Origin of the sequence: Sphingomonas sp. RIT328, from assembly GCF_000632225.1 — a bacterium.
Lineage (GTDB): Bacteria > Pseudomonadota > Alphaproteobacteria > Sphingomonadales > Sphingomonadaceae > Sphingomonas > Sphingomonas kyungheensis.
On sequence record NZ_JFYV01000002.1, the window covers coordinates 34,837 to 53,613 of the forward strand.

The 18,777-nt window shown below is 70.1% G+C and carries 13 protein-coding genes; 10 read left to right on the forward strand and 3 right to left on the reverse strand.

Annotation, left to right across the window (positions count from 1 at the left end):
- The first annotated feature begins 96 nt into the window (after nucleotides 1-96).
- From BW41_RS02255 to trxA, 7 genes are all read left to right on the forward strand, one after another.
- Complete coding sequence (locus BW41_RS02255) at nucleotides 97-2,448, forward strand: PAS domain-containing sensor histidine kinase (protein WP_037531004.1); 2,352 nt, start codon at nucleotides 97-99, stop codon at nucleotides 2,446-2,448.
- Nucleotides 2,449-3,000: 552 nt separating this feature from the next.
- The gene (gene tsaE / locus BW41_RS02260) at nucleotides 3,001-3,447 is read left to right on the forward strand and encodes a tRNA (adenosine(37)-N6)-threonylcarbamoyltransferase complex ATPase subunit type 1 TsaE (protein WP_037531006.1); all 447 of its coding nucleotides are present in this window, start codon (nucleotides 3,001-3,003) and stop codon (nucleotides 3,445-3,447) included.
- The gene (locus tag BW41_RS02265; RefSeq protein ID WP_200870326.1) at nucleotides 3,444-4,409 is read left to right on the forward strand and encodes an aminoglycoside phosphotransferase family protein; all 966 of its coding nucleotides are present in this window, start codon (nucleotides 3,444-3,446) and stop codon (nucleotides 4,407-4,409) included. Before tsaE ends, BW41_RS02265 begins: the two co-directional genes overlap by 4 nt.
- On the forward strand, nucleotides 4,406-5,161 hold the full coding sequence (locus BW41_RS02270) for a nucleotidyltransferase family protein (RefSeq protein WP_037531010.1): 756 nt from the start codon (nucleotides 4,406-4,408) through the stop codon (nucleotides 5,159-5,161). The genes BW41_RS02265 and BW41_RS02270 overlap by 4 nt, the downstream gene beginning before the upstream one ends.
- The gene (gene addB / locus BW41_RS02275; protein WP_037531013.1) at nucleotides 5,154-8,120 is read left to right on the forward strand and encodes a double-strand break repair protein AddB; all 2,967 of its coding nucleotides are present in this window, start codon (nucleotides 5,154-5,156) and stop codon (nucleotides 8,118-8,120) included. Before BW41_RS02270 ends, addB begins: the two co-directional genes overlap by 8 nt.
- Complete coding sequence (gene addA, locus BW41_RS02280) at nucleotides 8,107-11,529, forward strand: double-strand break repair helicase AddA (RefSeq protein ID WP_037531015.1); 3,423 nt, start codon at nucleotides 8,107-8,109, stop codon at nucleotides 11,527-11,529. The genes addB and addA overlap by 14 nt, the downstream gene beginning before the upstream one ends.
- A gap of 60 nt (nucleotides 11,530-11,589) precedes the next feature.
- Entirely contained in the window at nucleotides 11,590-11,913 is a 324-nt protein-coding gene (gene trxA, locus BW41_RS02285) for a thioredoxin TrxA (protein ID WP_037531017.1), read from the forward strand.
- 38 nt (nucleotides 11,914-11,951) lie between these two features.
- Here the strand turns inward: trxA and BW41_RS02290 are convergent, their stop codons facing one another.
- Together BW41_RS02290 and argJ are read right to left on the reverse strand one after the other, a co-directional pair.
- Nucleotides 11,952-12,749 carry an inositol monophosphatase family protein gene (locus BW41_RS02290; protein WP_037531019.1) on the reverse strand — a complete coding sequence of 266 codons (798 nt, stop codon included), beginning with the start codon at nucleotides 12,747-12,749 and terminating at the stop codon, nucleotides 11,952-11,954.
- A 1-nt stretch (nucleotide 12,750) separates the two neighbouring features.
- The gene (gene argJ / locus BW41_RS02295; protein ID WP_037531134.1) at nucleotides 12,751-13,977 is read right to left on the reverse strand and encodes a bifunctional glutamate N-acetyltransferase/amino-acid acetyltransferase ArgJ; all 1,227 of its coding nucleotides are present in this window, start codon (nucleotides 13,975-13,977) and stop codon (nucleotides 12,751-12,753) included.
- Between the two features lie 48 nt (nucleotides 13,978-14,025).
- Between argJ and BW41_RS20775 the strand changes: the two genes are divergently transcribed.
- From BW41_RS20775 to secA, 3 genes are all read left to right on the forward strand, one after another.
- Complete coding sequence (locus tag BW41_RS20775) at nucleotides 14,026-14,370, forward strand: type II toxin-antitoxin system Phd/YefM family antitoxin (RefSeq protein ID WP_152542067.1); 345 nt, start codon at nucleotides 14,026-14,028, stop codon at nucleotides 14,368-14,370.
- Between the two features lie 83 nt (nucleotides 14,371-14,453).
- Nucleotides 14,454-15,035 carry a hypothetical protein gene (locus tag BW41_RS21700; protein WP_235199466.1) on the forward strand — a complete coding sequence of 194 codons (582 nt, stop codon included), beginning with the start codon at nucleotides 14,454-14,456 and terminating at the stop codon, nucleotides 15,033-15,035.
- 94 nt (nucleotides 15,036-15,129) lie between these two features.
- Complete coding sequence (gene secA, locus BW41_RS02310) at nucleotides 15,130-17,877, forward strand: preprotein translocase subunit SecA (protein ID WP_037531028.1); 2,748 nt, start codon at nucleotides 15,130-15,132, stop codon at nucleotides 17,875-17,877.
- Between the two features lie 302 nt (nucleotides 17,878-18,179).
- Here the strand turns inward: secA and BW41_RS02315 are convergent, their stop codons facing one another.
- The gene (locus BW41_RS02315) at nucleotides 18,180-18,776 is read right to left on the reverse strand and encodes a CC0125/CC1285 family lipoprotein (protein WP_037531030.1); all 597 of its coding nucleotides are present in this window, start codon (nucleotides 18,774-18,776) and stop codon (nucleotides 18,180-18,182) included.
- Between the last annotated feature and the right edge of the window lies 1 nt (nucleotide 18,777).

Genomic DNA, 18,777 nt, shown 5'->3' on the forward strand with positions numbered 1-18,777 from the left:
CGGCCGGGCGTGGAATGACGATCATTGCCGGTGGCGTAGCTTGCGTTCTACAGTCCGCACGTCCACCCGTATGGGTGTGGGACGAGGGGCAAAGCGTTGATCCAGCTTTCGGTGATGGCAGCGTTGCTGTGCGGGGCGGTGCTGGCGGCGCTGCTCGCCGGTGGCGGCGTCGCGCTGTTCGTCGGCTGGCGGCTGCGCGGCGAGGCGGCGGCGGTGATCGCGCGCAATCGCGAGGCGGAGGTGCTGCGCAGCGTCTCGCCGGCGATGGCGATGCTGGTCCGCGCCGATGGCCGCGTCGAGATGCCGCCGCGGCTGGTCGACTGGCTCGGTCTCGCGGTGGCGCCGCGCTTCCTCGGCGATCTCGCGGCGGAGGGTGCCGGCCTGCCCGCCGATGAGGCCGAGGCGCTCGCCGGCGACGTGCAGGCGGCGCAGCGTGCCGGTCGCGGCTTCGTCCGTGCGCTCCATCCGATCGGCTCGGGCCGCGCGATCACCATCCGCGGCAGCCGCGCGCCGGGCGAACTCGGCGCGACCGGCGCGGTGGTGATCTGGACGCTCGATGCCACCGACAGCGAGGCGGAGATCATGCAGCTGCGCGATCAGGTCGAGCAGCTCTCCGCCGCGTTCGAGGCGCTGAGCGGACTGATCGAGGCGGCGCCGCTGCCGATGTGGTATCGCGGCAGCGACATGCGGCTCGCCATGGTCAACACCGCCTATGTCCGCGCGGTTGACGGCGTCGATGCCGCGGACGTGATCGGCCGCCAGCTCGAATTGGTCGAGGGATCGGGTCGCGGCGGCCCGCGCGCCGGCGCACACGCCGCGCGCGCCTCGGGCGCGCCGCAGCGCGAGGTGCTGCCCGCGACGATCGGCGGCGAGCGGCGCTCGCTCGAGGTGCACGACGTGCCGCTGCCGACCGGCGGCGTCGCCAGTTTCGCGGTCGATATCGAGGATCTCGAACAGTCACGCGCCGGCGCCAAGCGCTTCGCCGATGCGCAGCGCGCGCTGCTCGACCGGCTGTCGGCGGGCGTCGCGCAATTCGGGCCCGATCGCGGCCTCGTCTTCTGCAACCAGCCGTTCCGGCGGATGTTCGCGATGCGCGCCGAATGGCTCGCCGACCGGCCCGAGTTCGACCGCGTCCTCGAACGGATGCGCGAGGCGAGCCGGCTGCCCGAGGTGCGCGATTTCCCGAGCTGGAAGGCGGAGCGGCGCGGCTGGTTCGTACCGAGCGATGCGGCGAGCGAGGAGAATTGGCATCTGCCCGGCGGCACGCATCTGCGCGTCGTCGCCCAGCCGCTGCCCGACGGCGGCCTGCTGACGATCTTCGAGGATCGCACCGAGGAGGTGCAGCTGGCGAGCGCGCGCGATACCTTGCTGCGCGTGCGGACGGCGACCTTCGACAATCTGTTCGAGGCGCTGGCGGTGTTCGCCGCCGACGGCAAGCTGCAATTGTGGAACAACCGGCTGCGCGCGGTCTGGGGGTTCGAGGAGGAATTCCTCGCCGGCCATCCGCGCGTCGATGCCTTTGCGGCGGCGGCGGCATCCAAGCTCGCCACCCCCAATCGCGCGGCGCTGATCCCCGAACTGGTCCGCTCGGCGACCACCGAGCGGCAGCAGCGCGGCGGCCGCGTCGCCTTCGCCGACGGGCGGCATTTCGCCTTCGCGGCGGTGCCGCTGCCCGACGGCAATGCGCTGCTGACCATGCTCGACATCACCGACAGCCGCCGCGCCGAACAGGCGCTGCGCGATCGCGCCAATGCGCTGGAAGCGGCGGACCGGGTCAAGACGCAGTTCGTCGCCAATATGAGCTATGAATTGCGCACGCCGCTGACCTCGATCAGCGGCTTTGCCGAGATGCTGCATGCCGGGTTCGCCGGCAAGCTGACCGCCGAGGCGGACGGCTATGTCGAGGCGATCCTGCAATCGGTCGAGCGGCTCGGCCTACTGATCGACGACGTGCTCGACCTGACGCAGGGTGGCGACGACGCCGAGATCGCCCGCGTCGACGTCGATCTCGCCGCCACCGCGCGCGCCGCGGCGGAGACGATCCGGCCCGCGGCGAAGCGGCGCAAGCTCGACTTCGCGGTCGAACTGGCGCGCTCGACCGGCCGCGTGACGGGCGATCCCAAGCGGCTGAAGGAGGTGGTCGAGCATCTGCTGCGCCATGCGGTCGCCTCGACGCCGGAGGGCGGGCGCATCCTGCTGCACAGCGACGGCAGCGCGACGGGCGCGCGCATCGTCGTCTCGGACAATGGCTTCGGCATGGATGCGGAGAGCATCGCCCGCGCCTTCGACCGGTTCGGCGAACCCGGCATGCAGCCGAGCGGCGAGCGGGCGCTCGGCCTCGGCCTGCCGCTGGCGCGCCAGTTCGTCGAGGCGCATGGCGGCCACATCGACCTCGTCTCGCAGCCGGGCGAGGGGACGCTGGTGACCGTCGAGCTGCCGCGGCGATGATCGGGGCTCGTGGGGTGATGGGTGTTTCGCGTGGCGGTGGCGGGGCGTCGGGCGGGATGTGCCGCGAGGCCGCGATCTCTGGTATTGTCGCGCAGGCGAAACCTCTGCGAGGCCGCCTTCGTCATGCCGGCCTTGTTTCGGCATCCACTGCTCCGCAAGAGCGTAAAGCAAGGATTTCGCGACACGGTGGACCCCGGAACACGTCCGGGGTGACGGCGCATTTTGGGCTAGGGCAGGACTTTTGCAGAGGTCTTGCGCAGGCGGGACTCCAGTGGCCAGACAGACCGCGCGTCTGCGGCAGGAACGCTAAGCTCCCGCCTTCGCCGGAGCGCTGCGGGGTTGGCCAGTCTCTTCCCGCATTCACCACCGCGGCGAAGGCCGGGGTCCAGTGGGGCGACGGTCTGTGGCGATCTGCGGCTGTTCCCCGACTGGACCCCGGCCTTCGCCGGGGTGGTGCGGGTATCTTTGCGGATGGCTCTTCGTTGCCGGCCCACGGAATGTGGGACATCATCCCGTGGGGCGGGATCATCGGATCGGCCGACAGGACCTTGCATGACTGACCTTCACCTCGCCGACCCCGTCGCGACCGAAGCCTTCGGCGCGGCGCTCGCGGCGCATGTACGGCCGGGCGACGTCGTCACGCTGCGCGGCGACCTCGGTGCCGGCAAGACGAGCATCGCGCGCGGTCTGCTCGCTGCGCTCGGCCTTGCCGGCGAGGCGCCGAGCCCGAGTTTCGCGATCGTCCAATCCTATGACCCGCCCGAGGTGCGGCTGCCGGTGCTGCACGTCGATCTCTACCGGATCGACGATCCGGACGAGCTCGCCGAGCTCGGCCTCGACGAGGCGCTGTCCGATACGCTGCTGCTGGTCGAATGGCCCGAACGCGCGCCCGGTTACTGGCCGCAGGCGCTGGCGCTCACCCTGTCGCCGGCACCGGACGGCGGACGAATCTTGACAGCCGACGTGCCGGCGTCATGGACACCGCGATGGCCGATATGACCCCGCCCGCCGGCGCCCCGGCGTTCCTCGCATCGCACGGCTGGTCGGGGGACATCCTCCCGGTCGCCGGCGATGCCTCGTTCCGCCGCTATTTCCGGGTCGTCAGCGGCGGTCGCAGCGCGATCCTGATGGATGCGCCGCCGCCGCACGAGGATCCGCGCCCGTTCATCCGCATCGCCGGCTGGCTCGGCGACCATGGCTTCGCCGCGCCCGCCATCCATGCTTCCGATCTGGCGCAGGGACTGGTGCTGCTCGAGGATTTCGGCGACGTGCGGCTGCGCGAGACGGCCGATGCGAGCGAGGCGGACGCGGCGCCGCATTATGCCGCGGCGATCGACCTGCTGGTGGCGCTGCGCGCGCATCCCGCCGGGGACCTGCCGCCCTATGATCGCGCCGTGCTGCATCGCGAGGCGGCACTGTTCGTCGACTGGTATTGCCCCGCGGTCGGCCTCACCGTCGATGCGGAGGGCTATGCCGCCGCCTGGGATGCTGTGTTCGATCATGCGCTGACCGATGTGCCGGTCACCGTGCTGCGCGATTATCATGCGGAAAATCTGATGCTGGTCGGCGCGGAGCGGCGGCTCGGCCTGCTCGACTTCCAGGACGCGCTCGCCGGCCATCCGGCCTATGACCTCGTGTCGTTGCTGCAGGATGCGCGGCGCGACGTCGACCCGGCGCTCGAAGCGGCGATGCTGGCACGCTATCGCGACGCCACCGGGGCGGACGAGGCCTTCCTGCACGCCTATCACGTGCTCGGCGCGCAACGGAACGCCAAGATCATCGGCATCTTCACGCGCCTGTGGCGGCGCGACGACAAGCCGCGCTACGCCGCTTTATGTCCGCGCGTCTGGCGCTATCTGGAGCGCGATCTGGCGCAGCCGGTGCTCGCTCCGGTCGCGCGCTGGTTCGACGCCAACGTGCCGCCCGCGCTGCGCGGCGACCCGGCGGTGCTGCGCGCATGACCCGGCAGCGGACCATCCGCCCCGATCCCGGCGGCACCGTGCCGGCCACGGCGATGGTGATGGCGGCCGGCCTCGGCAAGCGGATGCGGCCGCTCACCGCCACGCGCCCCAAGCCGCTCGTCGAGGTCGCGGGCAAGCCGCTGATCGACCACGTCTTCGATCGGCTCGCCAATGCCGGGGTGCGGCGGGCGGTGGTCAACGTCCATTATCTCGCCGACCTGCTCGAAGCGCATGTCACCAACCGCGACGACGGCATCAGGGTGACGATCAGCGACGAGCGCGCGCAGCTGATGGAGACCGGCGGCGGGCTGGTCCAGGCGCGCGACCTGCTCGGCGACGAGCCCGTGCTGGTGATCAACAGCGACAATCTGTGGCTCGACGGTCCGGTCGATACGCTCAAGCTGCTCAGCCACCGCTGGGATGCGGATGCGATGGACGCGTTGCTGCTCGTCGTGCCCTATGCCCGCGCCAACAATCATCAGGGGCAGGGCGACTTCCGCCTCGCCGCCGACGGCCGCATCGTCGGCCGCCGCAAGGCCGGCACGGTCGCGCCGTTCGTCTATACCGGCATCCAGATCCTCCACCCGCGCATCATCCGCGACTGGCCGGAGGGGCCGTTCTCGACCAATCTGTTCTGGAACCGTGCGATCGAGGCGGGGCGCGCCTATGCGCAGGTGCATCAGGGCCTGTGGTTCGACGTCGGCACCCCCGCCGCCGTGCCGAAGACCGAAATGCTGATCGCCAATGGCTGAGGCGCGGCGGCCGCACCTCTTCTCGATCCCGTCGCACAAGGCGTTCGCCGATACGCTCGTCGCCGGGCTGATGCGGCGCGCCGGCGGCGATGCGATGGCGCTCGCGCGCGGGCTGGTGCTGCTGCCCAACAATCGCGCGGTGCGCGCCGTCACCGACGCCTTCGTGCGGGCGAGCGGCGGCGGCCTGCTGTTGCCGCGGCTGGTGACGCTCGGCAGCCCCGATCTCGGCGAGGCGGTCGGTGCGGCGCTCGATCCCGCCGACGAGCAGGAGCCGCCGCCGCCGGCGATCGCGCCGATGCAGCGGCGGATGATCCTCGCCCGCCTCGTCTACGAAGAGCGCGCGCGCGCCGGAGCCGCGGTCGACGCGGCGGAGGCGGTACGGCTGGCGGGCGAGCTCTGCCATACGCTCGACCAATTGCTGGTCGAGGAGGTGGCGCCCGAGCGGCTGCGCGACATCGACCTCGCGCCCGAACTCACCGAACATTGGCAGCGCGCGCTGTCGACCTTCACCATCGTGCTCGAACGCTGGCCCGAGGAGCTGACGCGGCTCGGCCGGATCGACGCGGCGACGCGGCGTCGGCTGCTGCTCGACCGGGTCGAGCGGCGCTGGCGGCAGCAGCCGCCCGAGGGGCTGGTCTGTGCCGCGGGCATCACCGATCCCGCTCCGGCAGTGGCGCGGCTGCTGCGCTGCGTCGCCGAGGCGCCGCAGGGGATGACGGTCTTTGCCGGGCTCGACCTTGCGATGCCGCAGGAGGAGTGGGACGCGCTCGGGCCGCATCGTCCCGATCCGGTCACCGGCAGCATCCGCCGTTCGCTCGAAACGCATCCGCAATTCCACCTCAAGCTGATGCTCGACCGGATGAGCGTCGGCCGCGGCGAGGTGGCGACCTGGCCGGGCACCGCGGGGCCGGATGCGGGCGCGGCGCGCGGCCGCGCGATCGCCAATGCGCTCGCGCCCGCCGCCTTCACCGGCAAATGGACCGAGCTCAAGGCGGAGGACCGGCGGCTGACCGGAGTCGTCGCCGCCGAACTCGCCACCCCGGCGGAAGAGGCGCAGACGATCGCGCTCGCGCTGCGCGGCGCGCTGGAGGACGAGGGGCGGACCGCGGCCCTGGTCACCCCCGATCGTGCGCTGGCGCGGCGGGTGGTGGTGCATCTGCGCCGCTGGGGGATCGAGGCGAACGATTCGGCGGGGCGGCCCCTGGCGATCCTGCCGCCGGGGACGCTGCTGCTCGCGCTCGCCGAGGCGGCGGCGCAGCGGTTTGCGCCGATGGCGTTGCTCGCGCTGCTCAAGCATCCGCTGGTGCGCAACGTGTCGACCGATCGCAGCATCCGCGGCGCATGGCTCGACGGCGTGCGCGGCGTCGATCGCGGGCTGCGCGGGCCGCGGCCGGCGGCGGGGCTCGACGGGATCACCGGCCATCTGCTCGCCAACAAGCGCGAGCGCGCCGCCGCCTGGTTCGCCGAGCCGGTCGCCTTGCTCAAGCCGATCGAATTGGTGTTCGAACAGGGCATGCAGCCGCTGCCGGCGCTGCTCGCGGTGCTGCGCGAGACGGCGCAGGCCTTGTGCGGCGACGATCTGTGGTCCGGCCCGGCGGGGCGCGCCGCGGCGGAGTTCCTCGACGCGCTGGAGGCCGACGCCGCGGTCGGACCGCCGCGCGTCGCCCCCGACGGTTTCGCGCCGCTGCTGCGCGGGTTGCTCGACGAGGTCGCGGTGCGGCCGGGATCGGGCGTCGGCCATCCGCGCATCGCCATCTACGGCCTGATCGAGGCGCGGTTGCAGACCGCCGACCTGATGGTGCTCGGCGGGCTCAACGAGGGGGTGTGGCCGGGGCGGCCGGCGCCCGATCCGTGGCTCGCGCCGCGGATACGCGCGACGCTCGGGCTGCCCGGGCTCGAACGCAGCGTCGGTGTCGCCGCGCATGAATTCGGGCAGGCGCTGGGCGCGCCGCGGGCGATCGTGACGCGGGCGCGGCGGGACGCGGCGTCGCCGGCGCTCGCCTCGCGCCTGTGGCTGCGCTTGCAGGCGATGGCGGGCGACCGCTTCGTCCGCGCGCACGATCTGGAGCGCTGGGCGCAGGCGCTCGACGCACCGGGCGAGCATCGCCCCGCCGACCGCCCCGCGCCGCTGCCCGATCCCGTCCGTCGCCCCAAGGCGATATCGGTGACCGAGATCGACCGGCTCAAGGCCGACCCTTACGCCTTTTACGCGCGCCGCGTGCTCGGGCTGATGCCGCTCGATCCGGTCGATGCCGATCCGAGCGCGGCGTGGCGCGGCACCGCGGTGCACGACATCCTCGAACAATGGTGGAAGCAGGACGGCTGCGCGCCGGACGCGCTGCTGCCGCGCGCCACCGCGATGTTCGACGACGAGCGGACCCATCCGATGATGCGCGCCCTGTGGCGGCCGCGGCTGGTCGAGGCGATCGACTGGATCGCTCGCACCGTCGCCGAACAGGCCGCCGCGGGGCGCAGCGTCGCCTCGGCGGAGGGGCAGGGGTTCATCGAAGTGGCGGGGGTCAGGCTGTCCGGCCGTTACGACCGCGTCGACCGGCTCGCCGACGGCAGCCTCGCGATCGTCGACTACAAGACCGGCAAGCCGCCCTCCGCCGCCGCGGTGCGCGCCGGCTACAGCCTGCAGCTCGGGCTGCTGGGTGCGATCGCCGAGCGCGGCGGCTTCGCCGACGTGGCGGGGCGCGCCGGCGGCTTCGAATATTGGTCGCTCGGCAAGAAGCGCGACCAGTTCGGCTATGTCGAGACGCCGGTCGATGCCGAGGGCAAGCGCGACAGGATCGTCACCACCGATTTCACCACGATCGCGATGAGCAACTTCATCGAGGCGGCCGGCCACTGGCTGACCGGCAGCGCGCCGTTCACCGCCAAGTTGGTGCCGGAATATGCGCCTTATGCGGAGTATGACCAACTGATGCGGCGGGACGAATGGTATGGCCGGGACTGAACTCGCCACCCTGCCGCGGCTGAAGGGCGCGCAGGCGGCGGCGAGCGATCCGCGCGCGCACGTCTGGCTGTCCGCCTCGGCGGGCACCGGCAAGACGCAGGTGCTCGCCGCGCGCGTCTTCCGCCTGCTGCTCGGCGGCACCGAGCCGGCGGCGATCCTCTGCCTCACCTTCACCAAGGCGGGCGCGGCGGAGATGGCGCAGCGGATCAGCAACCGGCTCGCCGCCTGGGTGCGGATGCCCGGGCCGCAGCTCGCCGCCGATCTCGAGGCGCTGGGCGAGCGCGCGACGCCGGACGTACAGGCGCGCGCGCGCACTTTGTTCGCGCGGGTGCTCGACGCGCCCGGCGGCGGGCTGCGCATCCAGACGATCCATGGCTTCTGCCAGAGCCTGCTCGCCGCCTTTCCGGTCGAGGCGGGGCTCACCCCCGGCTTCCGCCCGCTCGAACCACGCGAGGAAGCGGTGCTCGCCCGCGAGACGCTGGCGACCCTGCTGGTCGAGGCGGAGCGTGAGGGTCGCACCCGCCCGATCGAGACGATCGGCGCGCTGTCGCTGCGGCTCGGCGAGGGCGGGGCGGAGAGCTTCCTGCTCGCCTGCGCCCGCTCGCTCGCCGCGCTGGAGGCATTGCCGAGCGGCATTCAGCCGTGGCTGCGCCGCGCGCTCGACCTGCCACAGGGCGATATCGGCGAGGCGCTCGCCGCCGGTTGCGACGCGATCGATACCGGGCTGATCGAGCGGCTCGCCACGGCGAACAAGGCGTGGGGCGCGGCGACGGGGCTCGGCCATGCCGAGACGCTCGACCGCTGGCTCGCCGCTGCGCCCGCCACCCGTGCCGCGACGATGCAGGAGCTGGCGAGCGTCGTGCTCACCGGCAAGAACGAACCGCGCAAGGCGTCGAAGAAGCTGACCGACGCCGAACCCGATTATGTCGAGCTCGCCGGCGCGCTCGGCGATCATTGCCTCGACCTGTTGTCGCTGACCAGCCGTGCGGCCTATGCCGACCTGCTCGCCGAGGCGCTCGACGTGGGGCGCGATTATGCGCGCGCCTATGCCGCGGCGAAGCGGCGGACGGGGGCGGTCGATTTCGACGATCTGATCGGCGTCACCGTGCGGCTGCTCGAACAGCCCGGTATCGGCGAATGGGTGCGCTACAAGCTCGATGCGGCGACCGAACACGTGCTGATCGACGAGGCGCAGGACACCAACCTCAACCAGTGGCGGATCGTCACCGCGCTGGCGGGCGAGTTCTTCGTCGGCCGCGGCGTCCATGCCCCGTCGACGCGCACGCTGTTCACCGTCGGCGACTTCAAACAGGCGATCTTCGGCTTCCAGGGCACCGACCCGATCAACTTCCGCTGGGCGGAGGGCCATTTCGCCGGGCGCGCCGAGGATGTGGCGGGGACGGAGGACTGGCCCGAGGAGGAGCGCGGGCTGCCCTTCCAGCGTCTGTCGCTGACCCATTCGTTCCGCTCGACGCGGCCGGTGCTCGAATTCGTCGACGCCGCGGTCGCGGCGGCGGGCGAGCCGGGGCTGGGCGCAATCGGCGCGTTGCAGGACCATGCCAGCGAGGTGGTCGGTCCGGGCGCGGTCGAGCTGTGGCCGCCCGTCGTCGCCGGCGGCAGCGAGGAAGACGAGGAAGCGTGGATCGACGACGCGGTCCGCGAACAGGCGATCCGCATCGCGCGCGCGGTACGCGACTGGCTCGATAGCGGGCTGATGCTCGGCAGCAAGGGGCGGGCGCTGCGGCCGGAGGATGTGATGATCCTGGTCAAGCGGCGCGGCGATCTTGCCTCGCTGGTCGTCGCGCGCCTCTATGCCGAGGGCGTGCCGGTGGCGGGCGTCGACCGGTTGCGACTCAACGCGCCGCTCGCGGTGCAGGATTTGCTCGCTGCGGTGCGCTTCGCCCTGCAGCCGGAGGACGATCTGTCGCTTGCCGCGCTGCTGGTCTCGCCGCTGCTCGGCTGGACGCAGGATGCGCTGATGCACGCCGCGCCGCGCGATCACGGCAGCCTGTGGCGGCACCTGACGCTGACCCAGCCGGAGGATCGGCTCGCCCCGCTGCGGACGATGCTGCTGCGCGCCGATATCGCCACGCCCTATCAGTTCCTCGAGGAATTGCTTTCGGGTCCGCTCGACGGCCGGCGCAAGCTGCTGCTGCGGCTGGGCAATGAGGCGCGCGATCCGATCGAGGAATTGCTCAACGCCGCGCTCGCCTTCGAGACCAGCTCGACCCCGTCGATGCAGCGCTTCCTCGACTGGTTCGATCGCGGCGATGTCGAGATCGTTCGCGATCCGTCCGCGCCGCTCGACGCGGTGCGGGTGATGACCGCGCATGGCGCCAAGGGCTTGCAGGCGCCGCTGGTCATCCTCGCCGACGCGACGGTCGATCCGCATGCCGCGCCGCGCGCGCTGGTGCGCTGGTCGCCCGAGCCGGGGGCGCAGCCGATCCCGATCTTCCGTCCGCGCAGCGCCGAGCGCGGCGGGCCGCTCGACGTGGCGGTCGGCGAGGTCGAGCGGCGCGAGCTGGAGGAGCATTGGCGGCTGTTCTACGTCGCGGCGACGCGCGCCGAGGAGCGGCTGGTCATCGCCGGCGCGCTCGGCCCGCGCGCCAAGGGCGAGCCGCCGGAGGCGAGCTGGTATGCCGCCTCGGCGCGCGCGCTCGACGCGCTGGGGATCGCGGGCGAGGCACCGCGCCTGTTCACCGGACGGGTGCCGCAGCCGCCGGTGCGCGCGCGTCCGCCCGCCACCACCGCTGTGTCCGAGCCGGTCGTGCTGCCCGACTGGGCGCGACGCGCGGCGCCGGTCGAAAGCCGGCCGTCGCGTCCGCTCGCCCCCTCCGCGCTGGGCGAGGACGAGGTCAGCGATCCGCCGCCCGGCCCGGCGATGCGCGCCGCCGCCGAGCGCGGCCGGCTCTTCCATGCCTTGTTCGAGCGGCTGCCGGCGGTGCCCGCGGCGCAGCGCGCGGCGAGCGGCGAGCGCTGGCTCGCCACCGCGGGCGGCGTCGGCGATCCGGCGGAGCGTGGCGCCATCGTCTCCGGGGTGCTGGCGGTGCTCGACGATCCGCGCTTCGCCGATCTGTTCGGCGGAGACGCGCTGACCGAAGCGCCGATCGCCGCGACCCTGGGCAACGGACTGGTCGTGTCGGGCACCGTCGACCGTCTGCTGATCGCGCCCGAGCGGATCCGCGTCGTCGACTTCAAGACCGGGCGGCGCGTGCCGGCGGCGCTCGACGATATCCCGCCCTATCATCTCGACCAGATGGCGGCCTATGCCGCGGCGCTCGCCACCATCTTCCCCAACCGGTCGATCGAGGCGGCATTGCTCTACACCGGCGGCCCGCGGTTGTTCGACCTGCCCGCCGATCTGCTCGCCGCGCACAAGCCGCGCTTTCGACCGCGGGAGCAAAGCTAGGCCGCCGGCGGTTGAGACGCGGTCCGCACCACCCTAGATGGGGGTGCAAAGGAGATCATCATGCCTACCAAAGCGATTACCGACGCCAGCTTCGACAGCGACGTGCTCAAGGCCGACGGCCCCGTGCTCGTCGATTTCTGGGCGGAATGGTGCGGCCCGTGCAAGATGATCGGGCCGAGCCTCGAGGAACTGTCGGAGGAACTGGGTGAGCAGGTGACGATCACCAAGCTCAACATCGACGAGAATCCCGATGCGCCCGGCCGCTACGGCGTGCGCGGCATCCCGACGATGATCCTGTTCAAGGGCGGCGCGCCGGCCGCGACCAAGATCGGCGCCGAGCCCAAGGGTCGCCTCAAGGCCTGGCTGGAAGACGCGCTGGCGTAAATCACCGAAGCCCCTCCTCTTCGGGGGAGGGGCTTTTGCTATCCGAACAGCACCGCCACCGCTTCGTCCCACAATGCAGGCGACGCCGCGGCAACCATTCCGCGCCGCTGGTCGGCGACGTGATAGTCCGATCCGTCCGGCCAGCGCACCACGCCGCCCGCCTCGCGGAGCAGCAGCGACCCGGCGGCATGATCCCAGGGCAGCGTCTTCTGGAACAACGCGATGTCGTTGGTGCCGAGCACCAGCCGCGCATATTGTTCGGCGGCGCAGCGCGGCATGGGTGCGACGGTGAAGACGCGGCCGGCGCGCGCGCAGAGCTCCGCCTCGGTCGCGGCATCGAGATGATAGGTGGCGAGCACCGCCGACGGCCGCTCGCCGCCGCTCGGCTGCGCCGTCACGCGCCTGCCGTCGACATGGGCGCCACCACCGCGGATCGCGTGGCAGAGCCGGTCGGTGACCGGATCGAGGATCCAGCCTGCCACCGTCTCGCCGTCCTCGACCAGTGCGATCATGATGCCGAAGGTGGCGATGCCGCTGGCGTAATTGTTGGTGCCGTCGATCGGATCGATGATCCACGCCCGGCCGTGCTCGATGCCGGCGACCAGCCGCGCATCCGCCGCCACCGCTTCCTCGCCGATGACGCGGATCGTCGGGTCGAGCGCGGCAAGCCCTTCCGTCAGCGCGGCTTCGCTCAGCCGGTCGGCGACCGTGACCATATCGTCCGCGGCCTTCTCCTCGATCTCGTCGGCGCCGAGGTTGCGGAAGCGCGGCAGCACGATCTCCGTCGCGACGCGCCGCATCAGCGTGACGACCGCCTCATGGTGCGGATGGTGCATGTCAGCTCCGATAGTCGGCGTTGATCGCGATATAGCCGTGCGTCAGGTCGCAGGTCCAAACCGTCGCCATCCCGTCGCCGAGGCCGAGGTCGACGCCGATCTCGATTTCCTGCCCCTTGAGGTGCGCGGCGACCGGTGCCTCGTCATAGCCCTCGACCGCGAGGCCGTCGCGCGCGACCTGGGTTGCGCCGAAGCGGATCGCGAGCTGGTCGCGCTCGGCGGGTTCGCCGGCCTTGCCGACCGCCATGACGACGCGGCCCCAATTGGCGTCCTCACCGGCGATCGCGGTCTTGACCAAGGGGGAATTGGCGATCGACAAGGCGATGCGATGCGCCGAGCGGTCGCTCTCCGCGCCGGTGACGCTGACCTCGATCAGCTTGGTCGCGCCCTCGCCGTCCCGCACCACCAGCAGCGCGAGCTGCGCGCACAGATCGGCCAGCGCGGCGGCGAAGGCGTCCGCCCCGTCGCTGTCGGCGGCGCTGAGCGGCGCATTGCCCGCCGCGCCGGTCGCGAAGGCGAGCACGGTGTCGCTGGTCGAGGTGTCGCCGTCGACGGTGATGCACGAGAAGGTGTTGCGATTGGCGGCGTTGAGCGCGGCCTGGAGGAAGCCCGGCGTCACCGCCGCGTCGGTGAAGATGAAGCCGAGCATCGTCGCCATGTCGGGCGCGATCATCCCCGATCCCTTGATGATGCCGACCAGGGTCACGGTACGGCCGTCGACGATCGCGGTGGTCATCGCACCCTTGGGGTAGGTGTCGGTGGTGCCGATCGTCTCGGCGGCGGCACGCCAGTCGCACGCGCTGGCGGCGTAGGCGGCATCGAGGCCGGCTTCCGCCTTGTCGATCGGCAGCGGCACGCCGATCACCCCGGTCGAGGCGACGAAGACGTCGGACGGCTGGCAGCCGAGATGCTGCGCGGTGCGCGCGGCGATCGCCTCGACCGCGGCGCGCCCGCGGTGGCCGGTGAAGGCGTTGGAATTGCCGGCATTGACCACCAAGGCCCGCGCCGTGCCCAGCGTCAGCGCCTTGCGGCACCATTCGACTTCGGGCGAGGGGCATTTGCTCTGCGTGACGACGCCGGCGACGCTGGTGCCCTCGGCGAGCGTGACGAAGGTGAGGTCGCAGCGATCCCACGTCTTGTAGCGCGCTCGGGCCACATGCGGCACGACGCCGGCAATCGCGGGCAGGGCGGGGAAGGGCGTGGCGAGGGGGGAGATCGTCGAAGACATGACGCCGCCATAGTCCGCTTCCAAGACGGGGCAAAGACGGTTGCGGCGATGACGGCGAAAGGTCGTCAGCTTGATAAGGCCAAGCCCCGAATCTGTCTTTCGCCCATCCATCTCAGCGTCGGCGATGCGGACAGCCGGTTGCCGGAGTTGGTCGCAGCGGCGGTGCGCGGCGAGGAGGTCATTCTAAACGACGCCGGTGATCCGCGGGTACGCCTTGTCCCAATCGTGTCGAGGACAGCTGACGAGGTCGAACGTATCGGCCGCAAACGCATATCGGCGGTCGGCCTGTTCCGGGATCAGGCACAGGGGCTTGATCTCGATCTTGCTGCCCTGAAGGCTGATCGCGTCGGTTATGATGCTCGGCTGGCTCGTATCGTTGCGCCTGCTGCTTGATGCCCACGTTATCGTCTCGATCTGAGCGCTGAGCAGCGACTGTCTCAAGCGGCTCGTCGGCTGTGTTGAGGCCGGGTGCGGAGTTGCAGGTCAGCGCAGTGATCGCTTGGGAGTATGCCGACTTGCACCGGCGTGGCCGCTCGCCGATGGCGGCCGATTTGGCGACCGCGCTGGACGCTCTGGCGCTCGATATCGTCCCCCTGCCAGCCGCCCTTTGGCAGGCCACCCGACTGTTGCCGTATCTGCACGGCGATCCGGTCGACCGCATGCTCATCCCCCATGCCGGCATTTGGATGCCATATTGGTCTTCGCCGATGCGACGATGCGGCGATATCCGGTACGGAGCCTGTGGTAATACAGACGCTTCGTCGGTGGACGCCTGCGCATGCAGTCCCTATGGCAGGACTGCGATGAATTTGCTGCTGCTCCTTTCCGCTTTGCTGTCCGCCCTGACCGGCGGTGCGTCGGCGATGCGTGCGCCCGCTGCGGCGCATGCCGTCGCGGTGGCGGCGGCGGTCGCCGAGGCGCAGGCGGTGCCGGCGCGGATCGCCGCACGTCCGGTACAGGCTTTGCCACGGGTTCGGCAGGTCACCGCGACGGCGGCACCTGCGGCGTTCGCGCTCGCCGCGATCGTCCCGCTCTATGCGAGCCGCCGCCGCGAATAGCGCCGACCCGTCGTTGCGGCTTCGGCCGATCCCCCTTTGATGACACTCGATGCTGCGCGCCTCCGGCCGCGCGCGTCCTTGCAGGAATAAGTCTATGTTCGGCGGCTTTGCCAAATCGCTCTTCGGCTCGTCCAACGACCGCTACGTCAAATCGCTCAACCCGATCATCCAGAAGATCGCCAATTTCGAGCCGCAATTGCAGGCGCTGTCCGACGACCAGCTCGCCGCGCAGACGACGAAGTTCCGCGAGCAGCTCGCCAATGGCGCCAAGCTCGACGACCTGCTGCCCGAGGCGTTCGCGACGGTGCGCGAGGCGGCGGTGCGCGTGCTCGGCATGCGCCATTTCGACGTGCAGATGATCGGCGGCATCGTCCTCCACCGCGGCGAGATCGCCGAGATGCGCACCGGCGAGGGCAAGACGCTGGTCGCGACGCTGGCGACCTATCTCAACGCGCTGCCGGGCGACGGCGTCCACGTCATCACCGTCAACGACTATCTCGCGGCGCGCGACGCGGAATGGATGGGGCAGGTCTATCGCTTCCTCGGCCTGACCGTCGGCACGATCATCCCCAATCTCACCGACGAACAGCGCCGCGCCGCCTATAACAGCGACATCACCTACGGCACGAACAACGAATTCGGCTTCGACTATCTGCGCGACAACATGAAGTACGAGCGCGCCAGCATGGTCCAGCGCGCCTTCAGCATGGCGATCGTCGACGAGGTCGATTCGGTGCTGATCGACGAGGCGCGGACGCCGCTGATCATCTCGGGCCCGACCGACGACAAGTCGGAACTGTACATGAGCGTCGATGCGATCGTGAAGCAGCTGACCGACGACGATTACGAGAAGGACGAGAAGCAGAAGTCGATCATCCTCACCGAGAGCGGCACCGAGCGGATCGAGCGGATGCTCGAGGCGGCCGGGCTGCTCGAGGGCGCCAACCTCTACGACTTCGAGAACACGCAGGTCGTCCATCACGTCAACCAGTCGCTGCGCGCCAACAAGATGTTCAAGGCGGACACCGATTACATCGTCAAGGACGGCAAGGTCATCATCATCGACGAGTTTACCGGCCGGATGATGGACGGGCGGCGCTGGTCGGACGGTCTCCACCAGGCCGTCGAGGCCAAGGAAGGCGTGACGATCGAGCCCGAGAACCAGACGATGGCGTCGATCACCTTCCAGAACTATTTCCGCATGTACCCCAAGCTCGCCGGCATGACCGGCACCGCGGCGACCGAGGCGGCGGAATTCTACGACATCTACAAGATGAACGTCGTCACCATCCCGACCAACGTCGGCGTCCGCCGGATCGACGAGGAAGACGAATTCTACAAGGACACCAACGACAAGTTCCGCGCGATCGCCAAGAAGATCCGCGAACATGCCGCGCTCGGCCAGCCGGTGCTGGTCGGCACCGTGTCGATCGAGAAGTCCGAGCTGCTCAGCGAGTTCCTCGTCCAGGAGGGCGTCGCGCACAAGGTGCTCAACGCGCGCTACCATGAGATGGAGGCGCATATCGTCGCGCAGGCCGGCCGCAAGGCGGCGGTGACGATCGCCACCAACATGGCGGGTCGCGGCACCGACATCAAATTGGGCGGCAATCTCGAATTCCGCATGCTCGACGAGCATCCCGATCTGGTCGAGGGCACGCCGGAATATGAGGCGGAGGCGACGCGCATCCGCGCCGAGATCGAGGTCGAGAAGCAGGAGGTGCTCGCCGCGGGCGGCCTGTTCGTGCTCGGCACCGAGCGGCACGAGAGCCGCCGCATCGACAACCAGTTGCGCGGCCGGTCCGGCCGCCAGGGCGATCCCGGCCTGTCGCGCTTCTACCTCAGCCTCGATGACGATCTGCTCCGCATCTTCGGCCCGGACACGCTGTTCGCCAAGATGATGCGCAACAATATCGACGATGGCGAGGCGATCGGCAGCAAGTGGCTGTCGAAGGCGATCGAGACCGCGCAGAAGAAGGTTGAGGCGCGCAACTACGACATCCGCAAGCAGGTCGTCGAATATGACGACGTGATGAACGATCAGCGCAAGGTGATCTACGAGCAGCGCGCCGACATCATGGATGCCGATGCGGTTGGCGACGTGGTCAGCGACATGCGCGCCGAGACGGTCAACGTCATCGTCGGCAGCGCCTGCCCGCCGAACAGCTATCCCGAGCAATGGGATATCGCCGGCATGAAGACGGGGTTGCAGGAGATCCTCAACCTCGACCTACCCGTCGACGACTGGCTCGCCGAGGAATCGATCGATCCCGAACTGGTCGAGGAGCGGGTGCGCGAGGCCGCCGATGCCGCGATCACCGCCAAGGCGGGCGAGCTCGATCCCGAGACGTGGACGCAGGTCGAAAAGTCGATCCTGCTCCAGAACCTCGACCATCACTGGAAGGAGCATCTCGCGACGCTCGACGCGCTGCGTCAGGTCGTCCACCTGCGCGCCTATGCGCAGAAGACGCCGATCAACGAGTATAAGCAGGAGGCCTTCTCGCTCTTCCAGCGCATGCTCGATTCGATCCGCGAGGACGTGACCAAGACGATCGCGCACGCGCAGTTCCAGATCCAGGAAGCGCCGCCGCTTCCCGAGTTGCCCGACTTCATCACCACCCATTTCGATCCGTTCACCGGCGAGGACAATTCGAACGATATCGACGCGGGATCGCTGGGCCGGATCACGACGCAGATCCCGCCGATGCAGATGATGCAGCCCGATGCCGAGGCGATGCTCGGCGACAATCCGGAACATTGGGAAGGCCGCGTCAACCGCAATGCGCCGTGCCCGTGCGGCTCGGGTCGCAAGTACAAGCATTGCCACGGCGCGGTGACGGTCTGAGGTGAGGCTGGCGGTTCGCGGCCCGGTGCTCCTGCGAAAGCAGGAGTACCGGGTTTGGGGCGCAACATCCGTCGCGTCGATTCTTCAGACGATTTAATCTTGAGTTTTGACTCACCAGTGCTCCCGCGGAGGCGGGAGCCCAGTGTTTTGCCGCAAACGTTGTTCTGCTTGGCACTGGATTCCCGCCTGCGCGGGAATACTAGGATGGTGTTAATTTCGCGCGTGGAGGCACACGGACGCCGACCACAAAAAAGCCGGGCCACCTCGGTGACCCGGCTTTTTCACCAGACGCAAACCCGCGATTACTTCGGCAGCACCACCGTTGGGCCGATGCTGTCGGCGACCGCGCGGGCGTTGAAGGCGCGCAGATTGTCGCGCGGGATCGGGCCGCGGCGCATGACGATCTCGGCGCTCGCCTCGTAGCGGTCGATGGTGCGGATGTCGAAGTCGTTGCCCCACGGGCCGCCGCCGAAGCCGCCGCCGAACCACGGGTCCCAGCTGCGCCAGCCGAAACCACGGCCGTAATAGCGCCACGACGGCCCCCAATAGCCGCCGAACCCGCCATAGCCCCAGCCGCCGCCGATGCCGGGCGTGCTGTAGGTGCGCGACTGCAGGTCGGTGTCGCGATTGGCCATGACGAAATAGTCATAGCCGTTCTGCAACGTCAGCTCCGCGGCGCGGAACAGCAGATAGCGTTCGACCGTGTCGCGCGAGGTGACGCTGTTGCCGGCGAAGGTGATCAGATAGCGGTCGGGTTCGATCCGGCGATCGCTATAGCCGGTACGATTGAAGCCCTGCCCGGTGGCGGGGCGATAGGTGGTCTCGGTCGCGCAGCCCGCGACCATCAGCGTGGAGGCGGCCAGCGCCGCGACCACGGCCTTGCGGCCCAGATGAATCATG